The organism is Azospirillum himalayense (genome assembly GCF_042657465.1).
GTDB lineage: Bacteria > Pseudomonadota > Alphaproteobacteria > Azospirillales > Azospirillaceae > Azospirillum > Azospirillum himalayense.
In genome coordinates, this window is the sequence record NZ_JBHSLC010000035.1 from 89,697 (window position 1) to 108,728 (window position 19,032).

The 19,032-nt window shown below is 69.2% G+C and carries 13 protein-coding genes and 1 tRNA gene; 8 read left to right on the forward strand and 6 right to left on the reverse strand.

Going from position 1 to position 19,032, the window contains the following annotated elements; genetic code table 11:
- The first annotated feature begins 180 nt into the window (after nucleotides 1–180).
- Together ACFPMG_RS17040 and ACFPMG_RS17045 are read left to right on the forward strand one after the other, a co-directional pair.
- On the forward strand, nucleotides 181–480 hold the full coding sequence (locus tag ACFPMG_RS17040; RefSeq protein WP_014239762.1) for a hypothetical protein: 300 nt from the start codon (nucleotides 181–183) through the stop codon (nucleotides 478–480).
- Between the two features lie 229 nt (nucleotides 481–709).
- Nucleotides 710–2,701, forward strand: a complete 1,992-nt coding sequence (locus ACFPMG_RS17045) for a methyl-accepting chemotaxis protein (protein WP_376996330.1) — start codon at nucleotides 710–712, stop codon at nucleotides 2,699–2,701.
- A gap of 50 nt (nucleotides 2,702–2,751) precedes the next feature.
- On the opposite strand, the gene ACFPMG_RS17050 is transcribed toward ACFPMG_RS17045, so the two are convergent.
- The 4 genes from ACFPMG_RS17050 to recD2 form a co-directional block, all read right to left on the reverse strand.
- A complete protein-coding gene (locus ACFPMG_RS17050; protein ID WP_376996331.1) occupies nucleotides 2,752–5,742 on the reverse strand; it encodes a hybrid sensor histidine kinase/response regulator in 2,991 nt (996 codons plus the stop codon).
- Nucleotides 5,743–5,887: 145 nt separating this feature from the next.
- Nucleotides 5,888–6,610, reverse strand: coding sequence for a Crp/Fnr family transcriptional regulator (locus ACFPMG_RS17055; protein WP_376996332.1), 723 nt, complete (start codon nucleotides 6,608–6,610; stop codon nucleotides 5,888–5,890).
- Between the two features lie 316 nt (nucleotides 6,611–6,926).
- Entirely contained in the window at nucleotides 6,927–7,529 is a 603-nt protein-coding gene (locus tag ACFPMG_RS17060) for a cold-shock protein (protein ID WP_137140132.1), read from the reverse strand.
- A 351-nt stretch (nucleotides 7,530–7,880) separates the two neighbouring features.
- Nucleotides 7,881–10,037: an SF1B family DNA helicase RecD2 gene (gene recD2 / locus ACFPMG_RS17065; protein WP_417281705.1), complete on the reverse strand. Its 2,157-nt coding sequence runs from the start codon at nucleotides 10,035–10,037 to the stop codon at nucleotides 7,881–7,883.
- Nucleotides 10,038–10,320: 283 nt separating this feature from the next.
- Between recD2 and ACFPMG_RS17070 the strand changes: the two genes are divergently transcribed.
- A complete protein-coding gene (locus ACFPMG_RS17070) occupies nucleotides 10,321–12,492 on the forward strand; it encodes a malate synthase G (RefSeq protein WP_417281707.1) in 2,172 nt (723 codons plus the stop codon).
- Between the two features lie 156 nt (nucleotides 12,493–12,648).
- Here ACFPMG_RS17070 and ACFPMG_RS17075 read toward each other — a convergent pair.
- A tRNA-Val gene (locus ACFPMG_RS17075) sits at nucleotides 12,649–12,723 on the reverse strand.
- A 234-nt stretch (nucleotides 12,724–12,957) separates the two neighbouring features.
- On the opposite strand from ACFPMG_RS17075, the gene ACFPMG_RS17080 reads away from it, so the two are divergent.
- The 3 genes from ACFPMG_RS17080 (at nucleotide 12,958) to glk (ending at nucleotide 16,678) form a co-directional block, all read left to right on the forward strand.
- Nucleotides 12,958–13,836: an N-formylglutamate amidohydrolase gene (locus ACFPMG_RS17080; protein ID WP_376996335.1), complete on the forward strand. Its 879-nt coding sequence runs from the start codon at nucleotides 12,958–12,960 to the stop codon at nucleotides 13,834–13,836.
- A gap of 444 nt (nucleotides 13,837–14,280) precedes the next feature.
- On the forward strand, nucleotides 14,281–15,678 hold the full coding sequence (otsA, locus tag ACFPMG_RS17085; protein WP_103040313.1) for an alpha,alpha-trehalose-phosphate synthase (UDP-forming): 1,398 nt from the start codon (nucleotides 14,281–14,283) through the stop codon (nucleotides 15,676–15,678).
- Nucleotides 15,679–15,688: 10 nt separating this feature from the next.
- Entirely contained in the window at nucleotides 15,689–16,678 is a 990-nt protein-coding gene (gene glk / locus ACFPMG_RS17090) for a glucokinase (RefSeq protein ID WP_376996336.1), read from the forward strand.
- Between the two features lie 7 nt (nucleotides 16,679–16,685).
- On the opposite strand, the gene ACFPMG_RS17095 is transcribed toward glk, so the two are convergent.
- Nucleotides 16,686–17,279 carry a uracil-DNA glycosylase gene (locus tag ACFPMG_RS17095; RefSeq protein ID WP_376996337.1) on the reverse strand — a complete coding sequence of 198 codons (594 nt, stop codon included), beginning with the start codon at nucleotides 17,277–17,279 and terminating at the stop codon, nucleotides 16,686–16,688.
- A 101-nt stretch (nucleotides 17,280–17,380) separates the two neighbouring features.
- On the opposite strand from ACFPMG_RS17095, the gene ACFPMG_RS17100 reads away from it, so the two are divergent.
- Together ACFPMG_RS17100 and ACFPMG_RS17105 are read left to right on the forward strand one after the other, a co-directional pair.
- Complete coding sequence (locus ACFPMG_RS17100; protein ID WP_376996338.1) at nucleotides 17,381–17,782, forward strand: 4a-hydroxytetrahydrobiopterin dehydratase; 402 nt, start codon at nucleotides 17,381–17,383, stop codon at nucleotides 17,780–17,782.
- Between the two features lie 64 nt (nucleotides 17,783–17,846).
- A complete protein-coding gene (locus tag ACFPMG_RS17105; RefSeq protein ID WP_376996339.1) occupies nucleotides 17,847–19,031 on the forward strand; it encodes a glycosyltransferase family 4 protein in 1,185 nt (394 codons plus the stop codon).
- Nucleotide 19,032 lies beyond the last annotated feature (1 nt).

The window sequence follows — 19,032 nt, forward strand, 5'->3', positions numbered from 1 at the left end:
GCCGGTCGTCTCCCTCTCCTATCCGCCATGACTGAACCCCTTCCCGCTCCGCGGGGAGGGGTTTTCTTCGTGGCAGGAGCCTCCACCCCACCCGAATTTTCAGCCGCCCGGTGGATGCAGCCGGGACGGACGCTGCACATATCCGTTGTATCGAGACCTGCAAGACGAGGGAGACGGGAAATGCAGCTTCGTGTCTGCTTCGAGAACATGAAGTCGGTCAACGTCAACGACGCGTCGATGATGCGGCATTATGCCGAGAGCTATCTCGCTGATTTCCGGCCAGAATGGGCGGGCTTCATCATGTTGCCGCACAACGAGACCCAGCGCGCCACGATGGAGCCGGCTTGGCAGATGCTGATCCGCAACGCCACGCCGGACATGGAACGCCGTCTGCTGGAGTATGTCCGGGGCAATCCGATGGCCGCCTACCATGTGCACATCTACCGCCGCGATCACGGGAACGAGGTCAAGGTCCACTGACGCCCGAAGGGTTGACCACGAGACGACGCTCGTAAACACCCGCCGGCTGTTCGGACAAGGCTCGGATCGCGCGGCCAGCTGTGCAGAACAAACATGAGGAATCGCCGTCCGCGTCCATCCCGCGGACGGCGATTTTTCGTTCTGTCCACGCCTGACGCCTCCGAAACCCGCACCGTCGCGCGACGATGGGAACAAGCGGGTGCCTGTCGAAATCCGCGGGAAGTCTGCAATGCGCCTCTCCATCAAAGTCCTTCTTCTTGTGGTTCTGAATCTTCTCGGCCTTCTGCTCGCCGTCAGCGACGTCGTCGGGCTGCGCGCGCTCAACATGGCGAACGCCGATCTGCGGTCGGTCCACGACGACCGGGTGCTGCCGCTGCGCAACCTGAAGATCATCTCGGACGCCTACGCCGTCTTCATCGTCGACGCCTCGCACAAGGCCCGCAACGGCAACTTCACCTGGGACGAGAGCCTGGCGTCGACCCGCAAGGCGAAGGAGGACATCCGGTCGCACTGGTCCGCCTATCTCGCCAACACGCTCAACGCCGAGGAGCGGGCCCTCGTCGATCAGATCAAGCCGGACATGGCCAAGGCGGACATCCTGATCGAGCGGCTGATCGGCATCCTGGCAGACAAGGACGGCCGTGCGTTGGACGGTTTCGTCCGCAAGGAGCTGTACCAGACCATCGATCCCGTCACCGACCGCATCGGCCTGCTGATCGACCTCCAGGTGCGCGTCGCCGGCGAAAGCTACGCGGCGGCCCTGAAGACGCACGACATGGCCAGCACGACCGCCTGGACGCTGCTGGCCGTCGGCATCGCCATGGTGCTGCTGGGCGTGATGGTGGTGGTCCGCCGCGTCGTCGGCCCGGTGGGGCACCTGACCGCAGCGATGCGGCGGATCGCCGATGGCGACTATGCCGAACCGGTGCCGGGAAGCGGCGGGCACGACGAGATCGGCGCGATGGCCCGCGCGGTGGAGGTGTTCAAGGCCAACGGGCTGGAGAACCGGCGCATGCGCCATGAGCAGGAGCGCCAGCGCGAGCAGGCCGAAGCCGCCAAGCGCGACGCGCTGGAGAACATGGCCCAGACGGTGGAGCGCGAAACCCGCAACGCCGTGGACCGGGTGGCCGAACGCACCGGACAGATGGAAGGCAACGCCGCGGCCATGGCCCGGTCGGCGGACGCCGTCGGAACGAACAGCCAGTCCGTGGCCACCGCCGCGGAACAGGCCCTGCGCAACGCCCAGACCGTCGCCGCCGCCTCGGAGGAACTGGCCGCCTCGATCCGCGAGATCGGCACCCAGGTGGCGCAGGCCAGCAGCATCACCCGCATCGCCGTGGAGAAGGGCGATGTGGCGCGCGGCACCATCCAATCGCTGTCCAACGCCGTGCAGAAGATCGGTGACGTCGCCCAGCTCATTCAGACGATCGCCAGCCAGACCAACCTTCTGGCGCTCAACGCGACCATCGAGGCGGCCCGCGCCGGGGAAGCCGGCAAGGGCTTCGCCGTGGTGGCCAGCGAAGTGAAGAATCTGGCGAACCAGACCGCGCAGGCGACCGAGGACATCGCCACCCAGATCGGCGAGATCCAGGCCGCGACCGGAGGCGCCGTCGCCGCCGTTTCCACCATCACCGACAGCATCACCGAAGTGGACCAGGTGGCCGCCGCCATCGCCGCCGCGATGGAGGAACAGGCCGCCGCGACCCAGGAAATCAGCCGCAACGTCAACCAGACCGCCGACGCCGCGCGCGAGGTCTCCCGCCGGATCGCCGAGGTCTCCAGCGAGGCGCAGGCCACCGGCGACCGCGCGTCCGACGTGCGCACCGTCGCCGACGACGTCTCGGGGAGCATCGACGAGCTGCGCGGCATCCTGGTCCGCGTCGTCCGCACCTCGATGAGCGAGGTGGACCGCCGCCGCGAGGCCCGCTACGCGGTGGATCTCCCCGCCCACGCCGACACCCCCGCCGGCAACCGGAGCTGCCGCCTGCACAACCTGTCCTCCAGCGGCGCCGCGCTGCAGGTCTGGGACGGCGCCGCGGGCGGCGCACGCGGCACGCTGCACATCGACGGCTTCGGTATGGCCCTGCCCTTCACCGTCGTGACGGTCGAGGCCCAAAGCTGCCACGTCCGTTTCGAGCTTTCGGGCGAGGCGAAGGCCGGCTTCGAACAGAAGTTCAACGCGCTGGTCCGTGAGCGCGCCCTGCGGCCGATGGCCGCTTGAGGAACCGTGCGGGAGCCGCCTGATCGACCGATGGGGCCGGCGCCGGTTCGCTAAGCCGGCGCCATTCCATGAATGTAGGCGGCGGCGCGGCCAAGCTCGTGGTCGACGCGGGCGACCTTCGCACCGATGCCGTCCAGCCGCCGCTCCACGCAGGCCAGTTCGATGGCATCGCTCGCCGCAGCCAGATCGCGCGCGCCCACCGTACGGGAGGACCCCGCCAGCTTGTGGGCGGCCTGACGCACGCCGTCCCAATCCTCCGCCGCGTGGGCGGCGACCAGACGGTCGCGGCTGGCGCTGTTAGAGACGATGAACTCCTGCAGCAGTTGCCCGACGAACTCCATGTCGCCGTCGAACAGCGTCGCCAGGACGCCCACGTCGATGGGCGGCGCGTCGGGGCCGGAGTCCGGCGCCGTGACGGGTGCGGTGGGAGCCACCTCCGGCTCGGGCCCCGGCTGGAACGGCAGGTGACGGTCCAGCAGGCGGCGGAGCTGGCCGATCTCCACCGGCTTCGACAGGGCGTCGTCCATCCCCGCGGACAGGCAGCGCTGGGCCTCGCCGGCCATGGCGTTGGCGGTGACTGCGATGATGGGCAGGCGGGGACGCCCTTTCGCCGCCTCCTCGGCGCGGATCAGGCGTGTCAGCTCGAAGCCGTCCATCTCCGGCATCTGGCAGTCGGTCAGCAGCAGGGCGTAATCGCCGTCGCGCCACAGGGCCAGCGCCCGGACGCCGTCCTCGGCCAGGTCCGCCGTGTGGCCGAGCAGGGCAAGCTGCCGCTGGATGACCTGCCGGTTGGTCGGATGGTCCTCGGCCACCAGGATGCGCGGCGGGGCCGCCGTGCCATCTTCCGCCAGGAAAGCTCCGGCCCGGCCGGGATGCCCCACCTCGGCCTCGACCGCCGGTCCGCGGCCGGCGGCGGCCAGCACTGCGCGCACCAGATGGCCGCGGCGCACCGGACGGGCCAACCCGACCGCGTCGATCAGGACGCCGCTCCCGCCCAGCAGCACCCGTCCGCGCGCCAGCCCCGGCGCCGCGGCGTCCAACGCGCGCACATCCGCCTCGGCGGTGGTGAGCACGACGTCGCAGGGCGTGCCGGGCGGCAGGGCCCGCATCCCTGCCGCCGCGTCCGGCGCGTCCAGCAGCACGGCACCATCGGTGCTCAGGTAGCGGGCGAGGAACCGCCGCTCCTCTCCATCGGCGGCCAGGAGCAGCACCGACAGCCCGGCCAGCGGCGGAGCCGAGACGCCCGCGGCGTCGCCGTCGCCTTCACCGTCCGGGGCGAGATCGGCGGTGAAGGTGAACCAGAAGGTGGAGCCGCGGCCCGGTTCGCTCGCCACCCCGACCTCGCCGCCCATCAGTTCGGCGAGACGACGGCAGATCGACAGCCCCAGCCCGGTCCCGCCGAAGCGCCGGGTGGTCGAGGGCTCCGCCTGGGTGAAGGGGCGGAACAGCTGGGCCTGCGCCTCCGTGGCGATGCCGATGCCAGTGTCGGTCACGGTGATCCGGATGGTCGCCCGCCCCTCCTCGAAACGCGCCAGCTCGGCCCGGATGCGCACCGAGCCGGAGGGGGTGAACTTCACGGCGTTGCCGGCGATGTTGAACAGCACCTGCCGGATGCGCACCGAATCGCCCATGACCAGCGGCGGCAGGTCGGGATCGACGTAGGTGAGCAGGGTTAGGTCCTTCTGCCGCGCCGCCGGGGCAAGCGTCTCGGCCACGCCCTCCACCACCGCGGACAGCGACACCGGGGCCCGTTCCAGGTCGAGCCGCCCGGCCTCGATCTTCGAGAAATCCAGAATGTCGTTGATGATGGTCAGCAGCGCGCCCGCCGAATCGCGCACGACGGCGACCAGCTCCTGCTGCTCGGGGGTCAGCGGCGTGTATTCCAGCAGCTCCAGCATGCCCTGGACGCCGTTCATCGGGGTGCGGATCTCGTGGCTCATGGTCGCCAGGAACAGCGACTTGGCCTGATTGGCCGCCTCCGCCTCCGCCCTTGCCGCCTCGGCCGCCTCGGTCGCGGCCACCAGCTCGCGGGTGCGATCGGCGACCTGGCTTTCCAGGTTGCGGTTGAGCGCCGTCAATTCCTCGTACAGATGCACGTTGTCGAAACCGACCGCGACCTTGGAGCAGAAGACCTCCAGCAGCCGCCGCTCGTCCTCGGTCAGGGGACGCCGGTGGCTGATGTGGAACACCGTGTCGTGGTGCCGCGAGGTGGAGCGGAAGACCAGCAGGCTGCGCTCCCGCTCGTAGCGGTTCCGCCCGTCGGCCAACGCCTGGGTCACCGCCTCCGCCGCCTCCGCCGGCAGGGCGGCGCGCACCGGCTTGCCCTCCGCCGCCGCGTGGATGCCTCCGGCCCCCAGCACCAGCGGGTCGCGCACGCCGCCGATCTCCTCCTCCGTCCAGCGGCTGCACAGCGCGATGCCGTCGCAGGGCGGACAGATCTCGGCGATCTTCGAGACCGCACCGCGAACGAACTCCGCCATGGTCCGCTTGTCGAGCAGGGCAGAGGAGGCGTCCAGGATGCGCTCCAGACCCCGGCGGTGGTCCTCGATGGCGGTGATGTCCTGATAGCCGCGCAGGGCGGCGACGACCGAGGTGAACAGCTTCTGCGCCGTCAGCTCCGTCTTCGATTTGTAGTCGTTGATGTCGTAGTTGAGGATGACGTCGCGTTCCGGCGCCTGCCCCGGCTGGCCGGTGCGCAGGATGATGCGCACGCGCCGGTTGTTCAGCTCGCTGCGGATCATGCGCACCAGCCGCAGGCCGGCGTCGTCCGATTCCATGACCACATCGAGGAGCACCACGGCGATGGCCGGGTTCTGCTCCAGCAGGCTGCGCGCTTCGGCCGCGGTGCCGGCGGACAGGAACTGCGCCGGGCGGCCTTCGAAGGTGAAGCCGCGCAGGACCATCTTGGTGGTCGCGTGGATGGCCGGATCGTCGTCGACAATCAGGATGATCCAGGGATCGGCGGGTTCCGGCGCCGCTTCCTTCGCCGTTTCGGCCTCGATACCCGGCTCGTCGTCGGCGAAAAGAAACTCGTCGCTCATCGAACTCCCTCCGCACCGCCGGCTTCCACCGGTGGCGGGAGGATATCACAGGGCTGCCGCGCGTGAACATGCTCCAGCGGCCAGCCACAACCCTTCATCGGCCGGAAGCCGCCGCCACCGACAACCCCAGACTGCGCTCTTCCCGTCAGCCGCCGTGGTCGCCGCCCCCGGCGTCGGCGTTGCAGAAGCCGCGCAGCGCGTCCAGGTCGGCGACGGACACCGTCCCTCCCTGCGTCTCCACCCCGACGCCGCGCAGCTTGGCCAGCGCGCGGGAGAAGGTCTCCGGCTGCATGCCAAGGCGCCGCGCGATCAGCGCCTTGTCGAAGGGCAGAGCGAAGCTGGTGGCGCCGCCCCCTTCCGGGCAGAAGCGCAGCAGGAAGCTGCCGACCCGCTGGGCGGTCGGCTGGACCTGCAACTGCTCGATCTGCTGAACGAGATGGCGGAGCCGCACCGACAGCGACCCCAGCATGGCGAAGGCGATCTGCTCGTCCTCGCGCAGGCAGCGGGCGAAGCCCTCCGCCGTCAGGGTCATGACGCGCGAGTCGGCGACCGCCTCGGCGCAGACCGGGAACTTGCCGCTGGCGAACATGGCGGCCTCGGCGAAGGTCTCGCCGGGGGCGACGATGGTCACCACCGCCTCCGCCCCGTCGCGGGTCAGGCGATAGAGCTTCACCCAGCCGTCGAGCAGCGCGAAGAAGCGATCGGCCTCCTCGTCCTGAACGAACAGGGTGGTGCCGCGCGGCACCATGCGCACCTGCGCGGTGCTGACGAGAAGCTCCAGCGACCGGTCGGGCAGGCGCCCGAACAGCGCGTTGGACCGCAGCGTCGCGGCGTCCTGGGGCCGGAAGCCCGGCGGATCGTTCCTCATGCCTTCCTTCACCTCTTCACCCTCTCCCACAGCCCCGGTACGGGCATCCGGTCGGCAGGACCTTCCGCCACACCGGCGATGATCGTTCCGCGCCGCCAGCAAGTCCCCGGACACCGCCACGGTCCAGGACCCGCCGAGTCCAAACCGCCCAGGCACTGTCGCAGCATGCACAAGGTTTGGGCAAGATGGGGATTCATCGCAACGGTGCGGATGCCTTTGGCGCTGGCATCGGAAGCCCGAAAACGAACCGGGGCGCCTCCTCTCGGAAGCGCCCCGGCCGCTCTTCAGAGTCCGTTCTTCAGAGGCTGAAGACGGCTTAGCGGTACTCGACCTTGCCGGCCTCAGGACCCTTCTGGCCCTGGCGGACGGTCACGCGCACCTGATCGCCTTCCTGGAGCGTCTGCATGCCGGAGCGACGCAGAACGTTCACATGGACGAACACGTCCTTGCCACCGGTGCTCGGCGTGATGAAGCCAAAGCCCTTGTCGGCGTTGAACCACTTGACGGTGCCGTCGACCTCTTCGCCGCCGCCGGCGTCGTTGCCCCAGCCGCCGCGGTCGTAACCGCCGCCGCCGCCGAAGCCGCCACGGTCATAACCGCCGCCGCCAAAGCCGCCGCCGCCCGTGCGGGCCGGACGGGCCGAGCGGGTCGCGGTGGAGGTGTCCACGGACTGGATGGAAGCAACCTGCGGACCCTTCGGGCCGCGGGCGAGGTCGCAAACGATGGTCGCGCCTTCGTCGAGCGCGTCATAGCCGGCGGCCTGGACCGCGGAGACGTGCAGGAAGGCATCGGGCGAACCGTCCTCGGGTGACACGAAGCCGAACCCCTTGGTGGGGTTGAACCACTTAACAGTGGCGGTGACGTTGGCCTTGGTGATCTCGGGAGCGCGGTAGCCCTGACGGGGCGGGCGGTCGAACATGTGTCTTCAAGCTCATAGAGGATGCCGAATTATCTTTGTCACAGGGTACGAGCCGTCCGTCAAGCACGCCAAAGGCCAGACGCCCATTCCTGCGACATTCGGCCAGGGAGAAATCCGCCCGTTCGGAAGGGGTGCCGGTCCCGAAGGCGCCCGGTGCCGCCCACGGCGGCCTCTGGGGGTCTTCCCCTGCCCCGGCCCTGGGAGGAGAGGAGTTTCTTTCGTCAATTGAACAGCTTAGGACATCTTCCACACGTTTCGAAAGAGGACGCGCCGCACACCGAGGCAGGCATCGCAAACGCCACGCGCATACGTCTGTGACAAAATCCCGACATGGTTGTCTTTCGCCAAGGGTCATAGAGGCACCAGCCATTCCCCCAGTTTCGTCCAGCGCCGCCGCCCCTGCGTCCCACGCACCGCCATGGCGAGCGCACGGCGCTGGCCGAGCATGACCACCAGCCGCTTGCCCCGCGTCACGCCGGTATAAATCAGGTTGCGGTGAAGCATCGTGTAATGCTGGGTCACCACCGGGATCACGACCACCGGGTATTCGGACCCCTGGCTCTTGTGGATCGTCGTCGCGTAGGCCAGGACAATCTCGTCCAATTCTCCGAAATCATAGGTCACCGGGCGCCCGTCGAAGGTGGCGGTCAGCGTCCCTTCTTCAGCATCGACCGCGGATACGATGCCGAGATCGCCGTTGTAGACCTCCTTGTCATAGTTGTTCTCGACCTGCATGACCTTGTCGCCGGGGCCGAAGGTCCAGCCGAATCGCTCGACTCGGGATTCGCCCGGCGGGTTCAGCACTTTTTGCAATTCGATGTTCAGCGACCGCGCGCCGAGGCCGCCGCGGTTCATCGGGCAGAGGATCTGCACGTCGCGCACCGGGTCGGCGTCGAAGCGGCGGGGAATGCGGTCGCGCACCATCTCGATCAGCTTCGCCACCCCGGCCTCCGGTGTCGCCGCCTCGACGAAGTAGAAGTCGCTGTCCTCACCGGCCTTCGGCGTCTCCGGCATCTGGCCGGCGTTGATGCGGTGGGCGTTGACGATGATGCGGCTGGTCGCCGCCTGCCGGAAGATCTCGGTCAGCCGCACCACCGGCACCGCGCCGGAGCCGATCACGTCGCCCAGCACCTGCCCCGGCCCGACCGAGGGCAGCTGGTCCACGTCGCCGACCAGCAGCAGCGCCGCCCGCCCCGGCACGGCGCGCAGCAGGGCGTTCATCAGCGGCACGTCGACCATGCTGGTCTCGTCCACCACCAGCAGGTCGCAATCCAGCGGGTTGGTCTCGTCGCGCTTGAAGCCGCCGGCCTGCGGGTCGGTCTCCAGCAGGCGGTGGATGGTCCGCGCCTCCAGGCCGGTGCTCTCGCTCAGCCGCTTGGCGGCGCGCCCCGTCGGGGCGGCCAGCGCGATCGACACGCCCTTGGCCTTCAGCATGGTCAGGATGCTGTTCACCAGCGTCGTCTTGCCCACCCCTGGACCGCCGGTGATGACCAGCAGCTTCGACGTCGCCGCCTGGCGCAGCGCTTCCCGCTGTCCCTCGGCCAGCGTGATGCCGGCCTTCGCCTCCACCCAGGGAATCGCCTTCTCCGCGTCGATCTCCGGCCAGGGCACCGGACCGCCGGCCAGACGGCGCAGCCGGTCGGCGATGGCCTGCTCCGCCCGGTGCAGGCTCGCCAGGAACAGGCAGGGCTCCCCGCCCAGGCTGTCGGCGACCACCGCGCCGTCCTGCCGCTCCAGCTCCGCCGCGGCCTCCAGGATCGAGGCGTCGATCTCCAGCAGCTTCACGGCCATGGGGATCAGCTCGGCCACCGGGACGCCGCAATGGCCCTGGTCGGTCGCCTCGGCCAGGGCATAGCCGATGCCGGCCCGCGCCCGGATCATCGCGGTCTTCTCGATGCCCAGCCTTGCGGCCACCGCGTCCGCCGTCTTGAAGCCGATGCCGCGGATGTCGCGGGCCAGCCGGTAGGGGTTCTCGGTGATCAGCCGGATGGCGTCCGGCCCGTAGGTCTTGAAGATGCGCACGGCGCGCGAGGTGCCGACCCCGTGGCTGTGCAGGAAGATCATGATCTCGCGGATCACCTTCTGGTCGGCCCAGCCGGCGATGATGCGCTGCGCCCGCTTCGGCCCGATGCCGGTGACCTGCCGCAGCCGGTCCGGCTCCTGCTCGATCACGTCGAACACGGCCTCGCCGAAGGCCTTGACCATCTTCTTCGCGTAGACCGGCCCGATGCCGCGGATCAGGCCGGAACCGAGATACTTCTCGATCCCCTCCACCGTGGTCGGCGGGGTGGCGCGCAGGAAGTCGGCCTTGAACTGGAGCCCGTGGTTGCGGTCGTTCACCCAGGCGCCGCTGGCCTGCACGAATTCCCCGGCGCCGATGGTGGCGGCGTGGCCGACCAGCGTGACGAGGTCGCGCTGGCCGCGCACCTTCAGCCGCAGCACGCAGAATCCCGTCTCGGGACTGTGGAAGGTCACCCGCTCCACCAGACCCGACAGCGGTTCCCGCAAAGGTGCGCCTGCGGCGGGGGATGCATGACCGGATATGCTCATGCTCCCCAACATAGGCAGCGCCGGGCCATTGGGGGAGTTCCTGATGTCACCATTCCGCGCCGTCAATTCGGAGGAAGACCGGAGCGCCGCGAATGTGTACTTTGTCGCGCGAAGCCCACGCCGGCGCCGCACCGAAGGAACGGCGCCACGCGCGGGTTTGCGGTGAAAAAAACGTCAGCCAAAGAACGACAAACCGAAAAAACCGCGGTGTCTACGATTTCGGAAGGAAAGAGCAGCAATGGTGACGGAACGCATTCAGGTTGGCGGCTTGCAAGTTGCCACGGAGCTTCACCGCTTCATCGAGAACGAAGCCCTGCCGGGCACCGGCGTGACGCCGGAGCAATTCTGGTCGGGCCTTGACGCGATCCTCCACGATCTGGCCCCGCGCAACCGCGCGCTGCTGGCCAAGCGGGACGCGCTGCAGGCCCAGATCGACGAGTGGTACCGCAGCCGCCGCGGCCAGCCGCTGGACCGCGCCGCCCACACCGAATTCCTCAAGGAGATCGGCTATCTCCTGCCGGAGGGCCCGGACTTCGCCGTGACGACCGAGAACGTCGATCCGGAGATCTCCACGACCGCCGGCCCGCAGCTCGTCGTGCCGGTGATGAACGCCCGCTACGCGCTGAACGCCGCCAACGCCCGCTGGGGCAGCCTCTACGACGCGCTCTACGGCACCGACGCCATCCCCGACGACGACGGGGCGGAGCGCACCGCCGGCTACAACCCGAAGCGCGGCGAGAAGGTCATCGCCTTCGCCCGCGATGTGCTGGACCGCGCCGCCCCGCTGTCCGACGGGTCGCACGCCGACGCCGCCGGCTACACGGTGGACAACGGCCGCCTCGTCGTCGCGCTGAAGGACGGCCGCAGCACGGGTCTGGCCGAGCCGGAGCGTCTGGTCGGCTACAACGGCGCGCCGTCCGCCCCGACCGCCATCCTGCTGGCCGACAACGGCCTGCACCTGGAAATCCGCATCGACCGCAGCCACCCGATCGGCAAGACCGACGTGGCGGGCGTCGCCGACCTCGTGCTCGAATCCGCCCTGACCACCATCCAGGACTGCGAGGATTCCGTCGCCGCCGTGGATGCCGAGGACAAGGTGCTGGCCTACCGCAACTGGCTGGGCCTGATGACCGGCAGCCTGACCGCCAGCTTCCCCAAGGGCAGCGGCACGGTGGAGCGCCGGCTGAACCCCGACCGCAGCTACACCAGCCGCAACGGCGAGACGATCACCCTGCCCGGTCGCAGCCTGATGCTGATCCGCAACGTCGGTCACCTGATGACCAACAGCGCGGTCCTGCTGAAGGACGGCAGCGAGGCGCCGGAGGGCATCCTCGACGGCATGATCACCTCGCTGATCGCGCTGCACGACGTCAAGGGCGCCCGCCTCAACAGCCGCGCCGGCTCCGTCTACATCGTGAAGCCGAAGATGCACGGGCCGGAGGAGGTCGCCTTCGCGGACGAGCTGTTCGCCCGCGTCGAGGACGCGCTGGGCATCGCGCGCAACACGCTGAAGATGGGCATCATGGACGAGGAGCGCCGCACCACGGTGAACCTCAAGGAGTGCATCCGGGCCGCGGCGGCGCGCGTGGTGTTCATCAACACCGGCTTCCTCGACCGCACCGGCGACGAGATGCACACGGCCATGGAAGCCGGCCCGATGATCCGCAAGAACGACATGAAGTCGTCCGCCTGGATCAAGGCCTATGAGGACTGGAATGTGGACACCGGCCTGCTCTGCGGGCTGAAGGGCCACGCCCAGATCGGCAAGGGCATGTGGGCGATGCCCGACCGCATGGCCGACATGCTGGCCGCCAAGATCGTCCACCCGCAGGCCGGCGCCAACACCGCCTGGGTGCCCTCGCCCACCGCGGCCACGCTGCACGCCCTGCACTACCATCAGGTCAACGTCGCCGCCCGCCAGGAGGAGCTGGCCCGCCGCGAGCGCGCCAGCCTGGACGCCATCCTGACCATCCCGCTGGCCGACCGCCCCAACTGGTCGGAGGAGGAGATCCAGCAGGAGCTGGACAACAACGCCCAGGGCATCCTCGGCTACGTCGTGCGCTGGATCGACCAGGGCGTCGGCTGCTCCAAGGTGCCGGACATCAACAACGTCGGGCTGATGGAGGACCGCGCCACGCTGCGCATCTCCAGCCAGCACATCGCCAACTGGCTGCTCCACGGCATCACCACCGAGGCGCAGGTCATGGAGACGATGAAGCGTATGGCCGCCGTGGTGGACAAGCAGAACGCCGGCGATCCGCTCTACCGCCCGATGGCCGCCGACTTCGACGGCAGCGTCGCCTTCCAGGCCGCCTGCGACCTCGTCTTCAAGGGCCGCGAGCAGCCGAACGGTTACACCGAGCCGGTGCTGCACCGCCGCCGCATCGAGGCCAAGGCGAAGGCTGCCAGCTAAACCGACCCGCCATCCGGCGCGCATCGAAGGCCCTTCCCCGTTCGCGGGGGAGGGCCTTTTTCTTTGCTCAAGGCCAGTGCGCCTGCTGGGCCCAGACACGGCAAAGCCCAGATATGGCGAAGGCCGGAAACCCGTCTGGGTTCCGGCCTTCGAGGATGGTGGGCGCGACAGGGATTGAACCTGTGACCCCTACGATGTCAACGTAGTGCTCTCCCGCTGAGCTACGCGCCCATCCGTGTCGCCGGTCGGTTCGGGGTTCGGCATCCGTCTTGCGTCCCGTCCGGCGTGGGCGTGGGGTGTACCATCATCCCGGAGGTCTGGCAAGCCCGGATTTCACTTTTTTGCCGCCCGGCGACGGACACCGTCATTTTTCCCGCCGAAGGGACAAGCCGCGCGTCACATCTGTTGGGGCGCGAGCGGGACGGTGCGTGACAGAGCCGTCCAGGTCCACTACATCACAGTGCCATGGATGCTTCCGTCGACGCCGCCACACCGGAGCCGGCCTTCGAACTTCTGGCCCCGGACGAACAGACCAAGCCGCTGGTGCTGGCCTCGCCGCACAGCGGCAACCGCTATCCGGCCGAGTTCCTGGCGGCGGCGCGGCTCGACCCGCGCGCGTTGCGCAAGTCGGAAGACTGCTTCGTCGACGAAATCTTCGCGGGCGCCCCGGCGCTGGGCATACCGCTGATCCGCGCGCTGTTCCCCCGCGCCTTCCTGGATGTCAACCGCGAAGCCTACGAGCTGGACCCGGAGATGTTCGCCGACCCCCTGCCGCCCTATGTGAACACGCGCTCGCCGCGCGTGGCCGCGGGGCTGGGCACCATCGCGCGGGTGGTCGCCAACGGCGAGGACATCTACCGCGGCAAGCTGCGCTTTTCCGAAGCGGTGCGCCGGGTGGAGCAGTGCTACACGCCCTACCACGCCGCGCTACGCCGCTTGGTGGAGGACACGCGCGCCCGCTTCGGACACGCGGTGCTGATCGACTGCCATTCCATGCCCTCCCCCGGGCTGGGCGACCGCGACAACCGGCGCAGCGACATCATTCTGGGGGATTGCTTCGGCAATTCCTGCGCGCCCGCGGTCACCGAGACGGCGGAGCGCTTCCTGCGCGGCCTGGGCTACACGGTCAGCCGCAACGCGCCCTACGCCGGCGGCTACACCACCCGCCATTACGGGCGCCCGCGCCAGGGCATCCACGCGCTCCAGATCGAGATCAGCCGCGACCTCTACATGGACGAGGCGACGCTGTCGCGCCTGCCCTTCCTGACGGTCCTGACCCGGCACATGCACGAGATGGTGGACAACATCGCCCACCTGCCGCCCGCCCCCCTTGCCCCGCGCTGAGCCGCGCGCAAAAAAAGGCCGGGGCAAAAGCCCCGGCCCGAGTCTAGGGAGGAAACGCCCAAGAAGTGCGTTACGGCACCGCCCGCGTCGCAGACACGATCGATGCCGCACTGCACAATATGATGAAACCCCTGACCGGGATCAAGAGGGAAAATGTTTTTCCATGTCATTCAATGGTTTAACCAAAGTTAAGACAAAGCTCCGGCGCAGCGCAAACAGCGGTTTATGCTGCATTGCACACAGAATCCCGGCCCTGCTCCCGCACAATCTGGGGCTGGCGGCGCGCCCGCCAACCCACCCCGGTCCTTCGGCATAACCCATTCGACCGATAGGGAACCAACCCCCCACACGGTCGTTTTGTCCCTGCGCGTCCCGGGGTCCGCCCCGCCACACGCGATTCGGCCGCCTTTTCAAGCGGCCGTCCGGCACCGGAGAACCACCCACGTGAGCAGACTGGTCGTCGTATCCAACCGCGTTGCCCCCATCGACGAAGGCAAACAGGCCGCCGGGGGCCTCGCCGTGGCCGTGCTGGCCGCGCTGAAGAAGACCGGAGGCATCTGGTTCGGCTGGAGCGGCACAGTGGTCGAGGAGGAATCGCAGAGCGAACCCCGGCGCACCGACGTCGGGCGCCTGACCTACGCGACGCTGGACCTCAGCCGCCGCGACTTCGAGGAATACTACAACGGCTTCGCCAACCAGACCCTGTGGCCGCTGTTCCACTACCGCGTCGGCCTGATCGAGGTCAGCCGCCGCACGCGCGAAGGCTACAAGCGGGTCAACGGCTATTTCGCGGAGAAGCTCGTCCCGCTGCTGCGCCCCGACGACATGGTGTGGGTCCACGACTACCACCTGATCCCCTTCGGCGAGGAACTGCGCCAGCGCGGCTGCACCCAGCGCATGGGTTTCTTCCTGCACACGCCCTTCCCCGCGCCGGAAATCCTGGTGGCGCTGCCGAACCACCGGGAGCTGATCCGCGAGCTGTGCGCCTACGACCTCGTCGGCTTCCACACCCAGGTCGACCTGCGCAGCTTCGCCGACTACATCCGGCAGGAGTTGAACGGCGAGGTCGAGGACCGCGGCCCCGAGGGCGGTATGCTGATCCACGCCTTCGGTCGCACGCTGCTGGCCCGCGCCTTCCCCATCAGCATCGACACCGAAAATCTCGTGGGCATCGCCGAGACCGCCGTGCGCTCCCGTCACACCGAGCGGCTGAAGGAGAGCCTCGTCGGGCGGCGGCTGATCATCGGGGTGGACCGGCTGGACTACTCGAAGGGATTGCCGCAGCGCTTCCAGGCCTTCGAGCAGCTTCTGGCGGCCTATCCGGAGCATTGCAACCGCGTCTCCTTCCTCCAGGTGGCGCCGCCGAGCCGCGAGGACGTGCCCGAGTACATCGCCATCAAGCGCGAGTTGTCGGAGTTGTCGGGCCGCATCAACGGGCGCTTCGCCGAATTCGACTGGGTGCCCATCCGCTACCTGAACAAGAGTTTCGGGCGGCGCGTGCTGGCCGGCTTCTACCGCACCGCCCATGTCGGGCTGGTTACCCCGCTGCGCGACGGCATGAATCTCGTCGCCAAGGAGTATGTGGCCTGCCAGGACGCCGACGACCCCGGCGTGCTGGTGCTGTCCACCTTTGCCGGCGCGGCGCGGGAACTCGATTCGGCTCTGATCGTCAACCCCTTCGACATCGAGGCGGTGGCCGACGCCCTCCAGCGCGCCCTGACCATGTCCCTGCCCGAGCGCAAGGAGCGCCACGCCGCGATGATGCGCATCCTGCGCAGCCACGACATCGGCTGGTGGCGGGAAAGCTACGTCGATGCCTTGACGCGCGCGCCCTACGGGTGAAACTGATTGCATGACCGCAGACCACACCACCAATGACCGCGCCGCCGTTTCCGGCCCCGTCACCCTGGTCGCCGACATCGGCGCCACCAACGCCCGCTTCGGCCTGATCGACGGCACGGGCATCCACGGCTCGCGCGTGCTGCGCTGCGCCGACTTCCCGTCGCTGGAGGCGGCGGCGCTCGCCTATCTGGGCGGCGTGGCGCACGACGCCCGGCCCAGCCGCGGCGCTTTCGCCATCGCCGGCCCGGTGACCGGCGACGCGGTGCTGATGACCAACCGCGGCTGGTCCTTCTCCACGGCCGAGGTGCGCGGCAAGCTGGGGCTGGAGCGGCTGGCCGTCATCAACGACTTCACCGCCGTCGCCCTGTCGGTGCCACGCCTCACCCCCGCCGATGTTCATCAGGTGGGCGGGGGAGCGCCAGAGCCGGGCCACGTCGTCGGGGTGATCGGGCCGGGCAGCGGGCTGGGCGTGTCGGGGCTGGTGCCCGGCCCCGAGGGCTGGACCGCGCTGGCCGCGGAGGGCGGCCACGTCACCATGGCCCCGGTCAGCGACCGCGAGAGCGCCGTTTTGGCCCAGCTCCGCAAGAGCTTCGACCATGTGTCGGCGGAGCGGGTGCTGTCCGGGCCGGGGCTGGTCAACCTCTATCAGGCGCTGTGCGTCCTCGACCATCAGGAGCCGGAACCCTTCACCCCGGCCCAGGTGTCGGACGCGGCGACCGCCAACACCAACCCGCATTGCGTGGAGGCGGTGGAGATGTTCTGCGCGATGCTCGGCACCGTGGCGGGCAACCTCGCTTTGACGCTGGGCGCGCGCGGCGGCATCTACATCGCGGGCGGCATCGTGCCGAAGCTGGGCACCCTGTTCACCCACTCCCGCTTCCGCAAGCGCTTCATGGAGAAGGGCCGGATGCGCGACTTCCTGGCCCCCATCCCGACCTACGTCATCACCCACGAGCTGCCCGCCTTCCTCGGTCTGGCCGAGGCCGCAGAGCGGGCGTAACGGCGTTTCAGGCGGCCAGCCGCGACGCGGCCAGCGTGATGTCGGCCAGGAAGGTCGGCTGTTCGGCGAGCTGGCCGCGCAGGATGTAGCTGGGGTGGAAGGTCGCCACCACCTCTGCTCCCGGCACAAGACGGCAGGGCTGGACTGTGCCGCGCAGCTGCATGATCCCGTTCAGCCCGGTCAGCGCCCACAAGGGCGTACGGCCCAGCGCGACGATGACGCGGGGGGCGAAGCCCTCCAGCGTCCGCTGCAGATGCTCGATCTCGCCGGAGAACTCCGCCAGCACCCAGTCGGAGGTGCCGAACGGCCCCCAGCGCTCGTCCAGCGCCCGCCCCTCCTTCCTGGCGCGGGTGCGGGAGGCGAAGAAATGCCCCACCTTGTTGCCGGGCGGCTGGTAACGGAAGACGTTGGCGACGAGGCATTCCGCCCGCTCCACCCCCGCCGCCTTCAGCGTCTCGTCGAGGAGCTGGCCGCTGCGCCCGACGAAGGGCACGCCCCGCCGCGCCTCCTCCGCGCCCGGTGCCTCTCCCACGATGGCGAGGCGCGGCCCGGCGCTGGTCTTCGTGGGCGGCTGGTAGTCGGCGAAGGGCAGGTCCGTCATGCGTGCATCCGTTGCTGGTCGTGAGGCTTGCCGCCGCGAGGCTTCGGCCCCAGCATTGTTCAAATCGAGGAGTCCGAACCAACAACACCGGAGGGCACGAGATGGCGACACAACAGGAGCTGGCGGGAAAGAGCTGCGAACCCTGCCGCGGCGGCATCCCCCCGATGGACCGGGCGATGGCGGAAAATTATCTGGTGCAGGTGCCCGGCTGGTCGATCAGGCCGGACCCCGACCGGCTGGAACGCGACTACCGATTTTCCAACTTCCGCGAGGCCCAGCACTTCGCGATGCGCGTCGGCGACCTGTGCGAGGCGGAAGGCCACCACGCCGAGATCCTCTATGGCTGGGGCCATTGCACCGTCACCTTCTGGACGCACAAGATCAAGGGCCTGCACGAGAACGACTTCATCATGGCCGCCAAGGTCGAAGGGTTGATGGACGAACCCTACGCCCCGGTGTCCGAATCCATGGGCGACGTCTCCCCCACCGCGCGGCACGGGTGATTTTTCCCCCTGTCTCCTCCGGGGAGAGGGTAGGCTGAAGGCAAATCAACCCGGAGCACGCCCCATGCCCAACGCCCAACCTGCCGTCATCCAATGGGGCCTGTCCAGCTACAGCGGATGGGGCGTCAACGGGCTGCAGCTGGCGCTGAGCTGGACACGCAGCGGGCGGCTGGTGCCGGTCTGCTCGCTGCCGCTGCGGCTGGAGGACATCGCGCTGTCTCCGCTTGAATGGCGGCGTATGGCCGGCTTCGTCCGCGAGTCCGAGACGCTCTGCCGGCAGATCGCGCCCCACGCCGGGCAGGAGGTCGGTGTGTCGGTGCCGGTGCTGCGCGGGCTCGGCAACAACCTCGTCGGCAGCCGGTCGGTGGAGGGCGTGACCCTGAAAGGCCAGCCCACCGTCGGCGTCTGCTATCTGGAGGACTCCGCCATCGACGCGGAGGGCCGGGCGCGGGCGGATCGCTGCGCGGCCATCGTCGCCGGGTCCAGCTTCGTCGAGCGGGTGCTGACCGGCGCGGGCATCGGACGGGTGCGGACGGTGCTGCAGGGCGTCGATCCCACCCACTTCCATCCGGCGCCCAAGGTCGGCTGGTTCAAGGACCGCTTCGTCGTCTTCTCCGGCGGCAAGCCGGAGTTCCGCAAGGGGCAGGACCTCGCCCTGCTCGGCTTCCGCGCCTTCGCCGAACGCCATCCGGAGGCGCTGCTGCTGACGGCGTGGCACAACCCCTGGCCGGAGAGCGCCCGCTCGCTGGAGGCCAACCCCGCCGTGGCGCCGGTGCGCTTCCATGAGAACGGGCAGTTCGACGGCACGGGCTGGGCGGTCGCCAACGGGTTGCGCGCCGATCAGGTGATGGACCTCGGCCCGGTGCCCAACGCCGACATGGCCCGCATCCTGCGTGAGGTCGACGTCGGCCTGTTCCCCAACCGCGGCGAGGGCGGGACCAACCTCGTCGCCATGGAATGCATGGCCTGCGGCGTACCCGCCATCCTGTCGGCCAACACCGGGCATCTCGACCTGATCGGGGCGGACAACTGCGTCCCGCTGACCCGGCAGGGCGCCATTCAAACCTCCTTCGGCACCGACGGCTGGGGCGAGAGCGACGTGGAGGAGATCGTCGCAACGCTGCAAGGCCTGTGGGCCGATCGCGCCCACGCCGCAGCCATCGGGCGGGCGGGCGCCGCCTTCCTGGCCGGGTTGACCTGGGACCGCTACGCGGACGGGGTGGCCGGCGTCGTGGAGTCGGTGCTGTAGC

Coding starts and splice junctions, on each gene's coding strand:
- ACFPMG_RS17040 (WP_014239762.1), top strand. CDS start 181: ATGCAGCTTCGTGTCTGCTTCGAGAACATGAAGTCGGTCAACGTCAAC.
- ACFPMG_RS17055 (WP_376996332.1), bottom strand. CDS start 6,610: ATGAGGAACGATCCGCCGGGCTTCCGGCCCCAGGACGCCGCGACGCTG.
- ACFPMG_RS17050 (WP_376996331.1), bottom strand. CDS start 5,742: ATGAGCGACGAGTTTCTTTTCGCCGACGACGAGCCGGGTATCGAGGCC.
- ACFPMG_RS17060 (WP_137140132.1), bottom strand. CDS start 7,529: ATGTTCGACCGCCCGCCCCGTCAGGGCTACCGCGCTCCCGAGATCACC.
- ACFPMG_RS17105 (WP_376996339.1), top strand. CDS start 17,847: ATGCCCAACGCCCAACCTGCCGTCATCCAATGGGGCCTGTCCAGCTAC.
- ACFPMG_RS17080 (WP_376996335.1), top strand. CDS start 12,958: ATGGATGCTTCCGTCGACGCCGCCACACCGGAGCCGGCCTTCGAACTT.
- ACFPMG_RS17100 (WP_376996338.1), top strand. CDS start 17,381: ATGGCGACACAACAGGAGCTGGCGGGAAAGAGCTGCGAACCCTGCCGC.
- ACFPMG_RS17045 (WP_376996330.1), top strand. CDS start 710: ATGCGCCTCTCCATCAAAGTCCTTCTTCTTGTGGTTCTGAATCTTCTC.
- glk (WP_376996336.1), top strand. CDS start 15,689: ATGACCGCAGACCACACCACCAATGACCGCGCCGCCGTTTCCGGCCCC.
- ACFPMG_RS17095 (WP_376996337.1), bottom strand. CDS start 17,279: ATGACGGACCTGCCCTTCGCCGACTACCAGCCGCCCACGAAGACCAGC.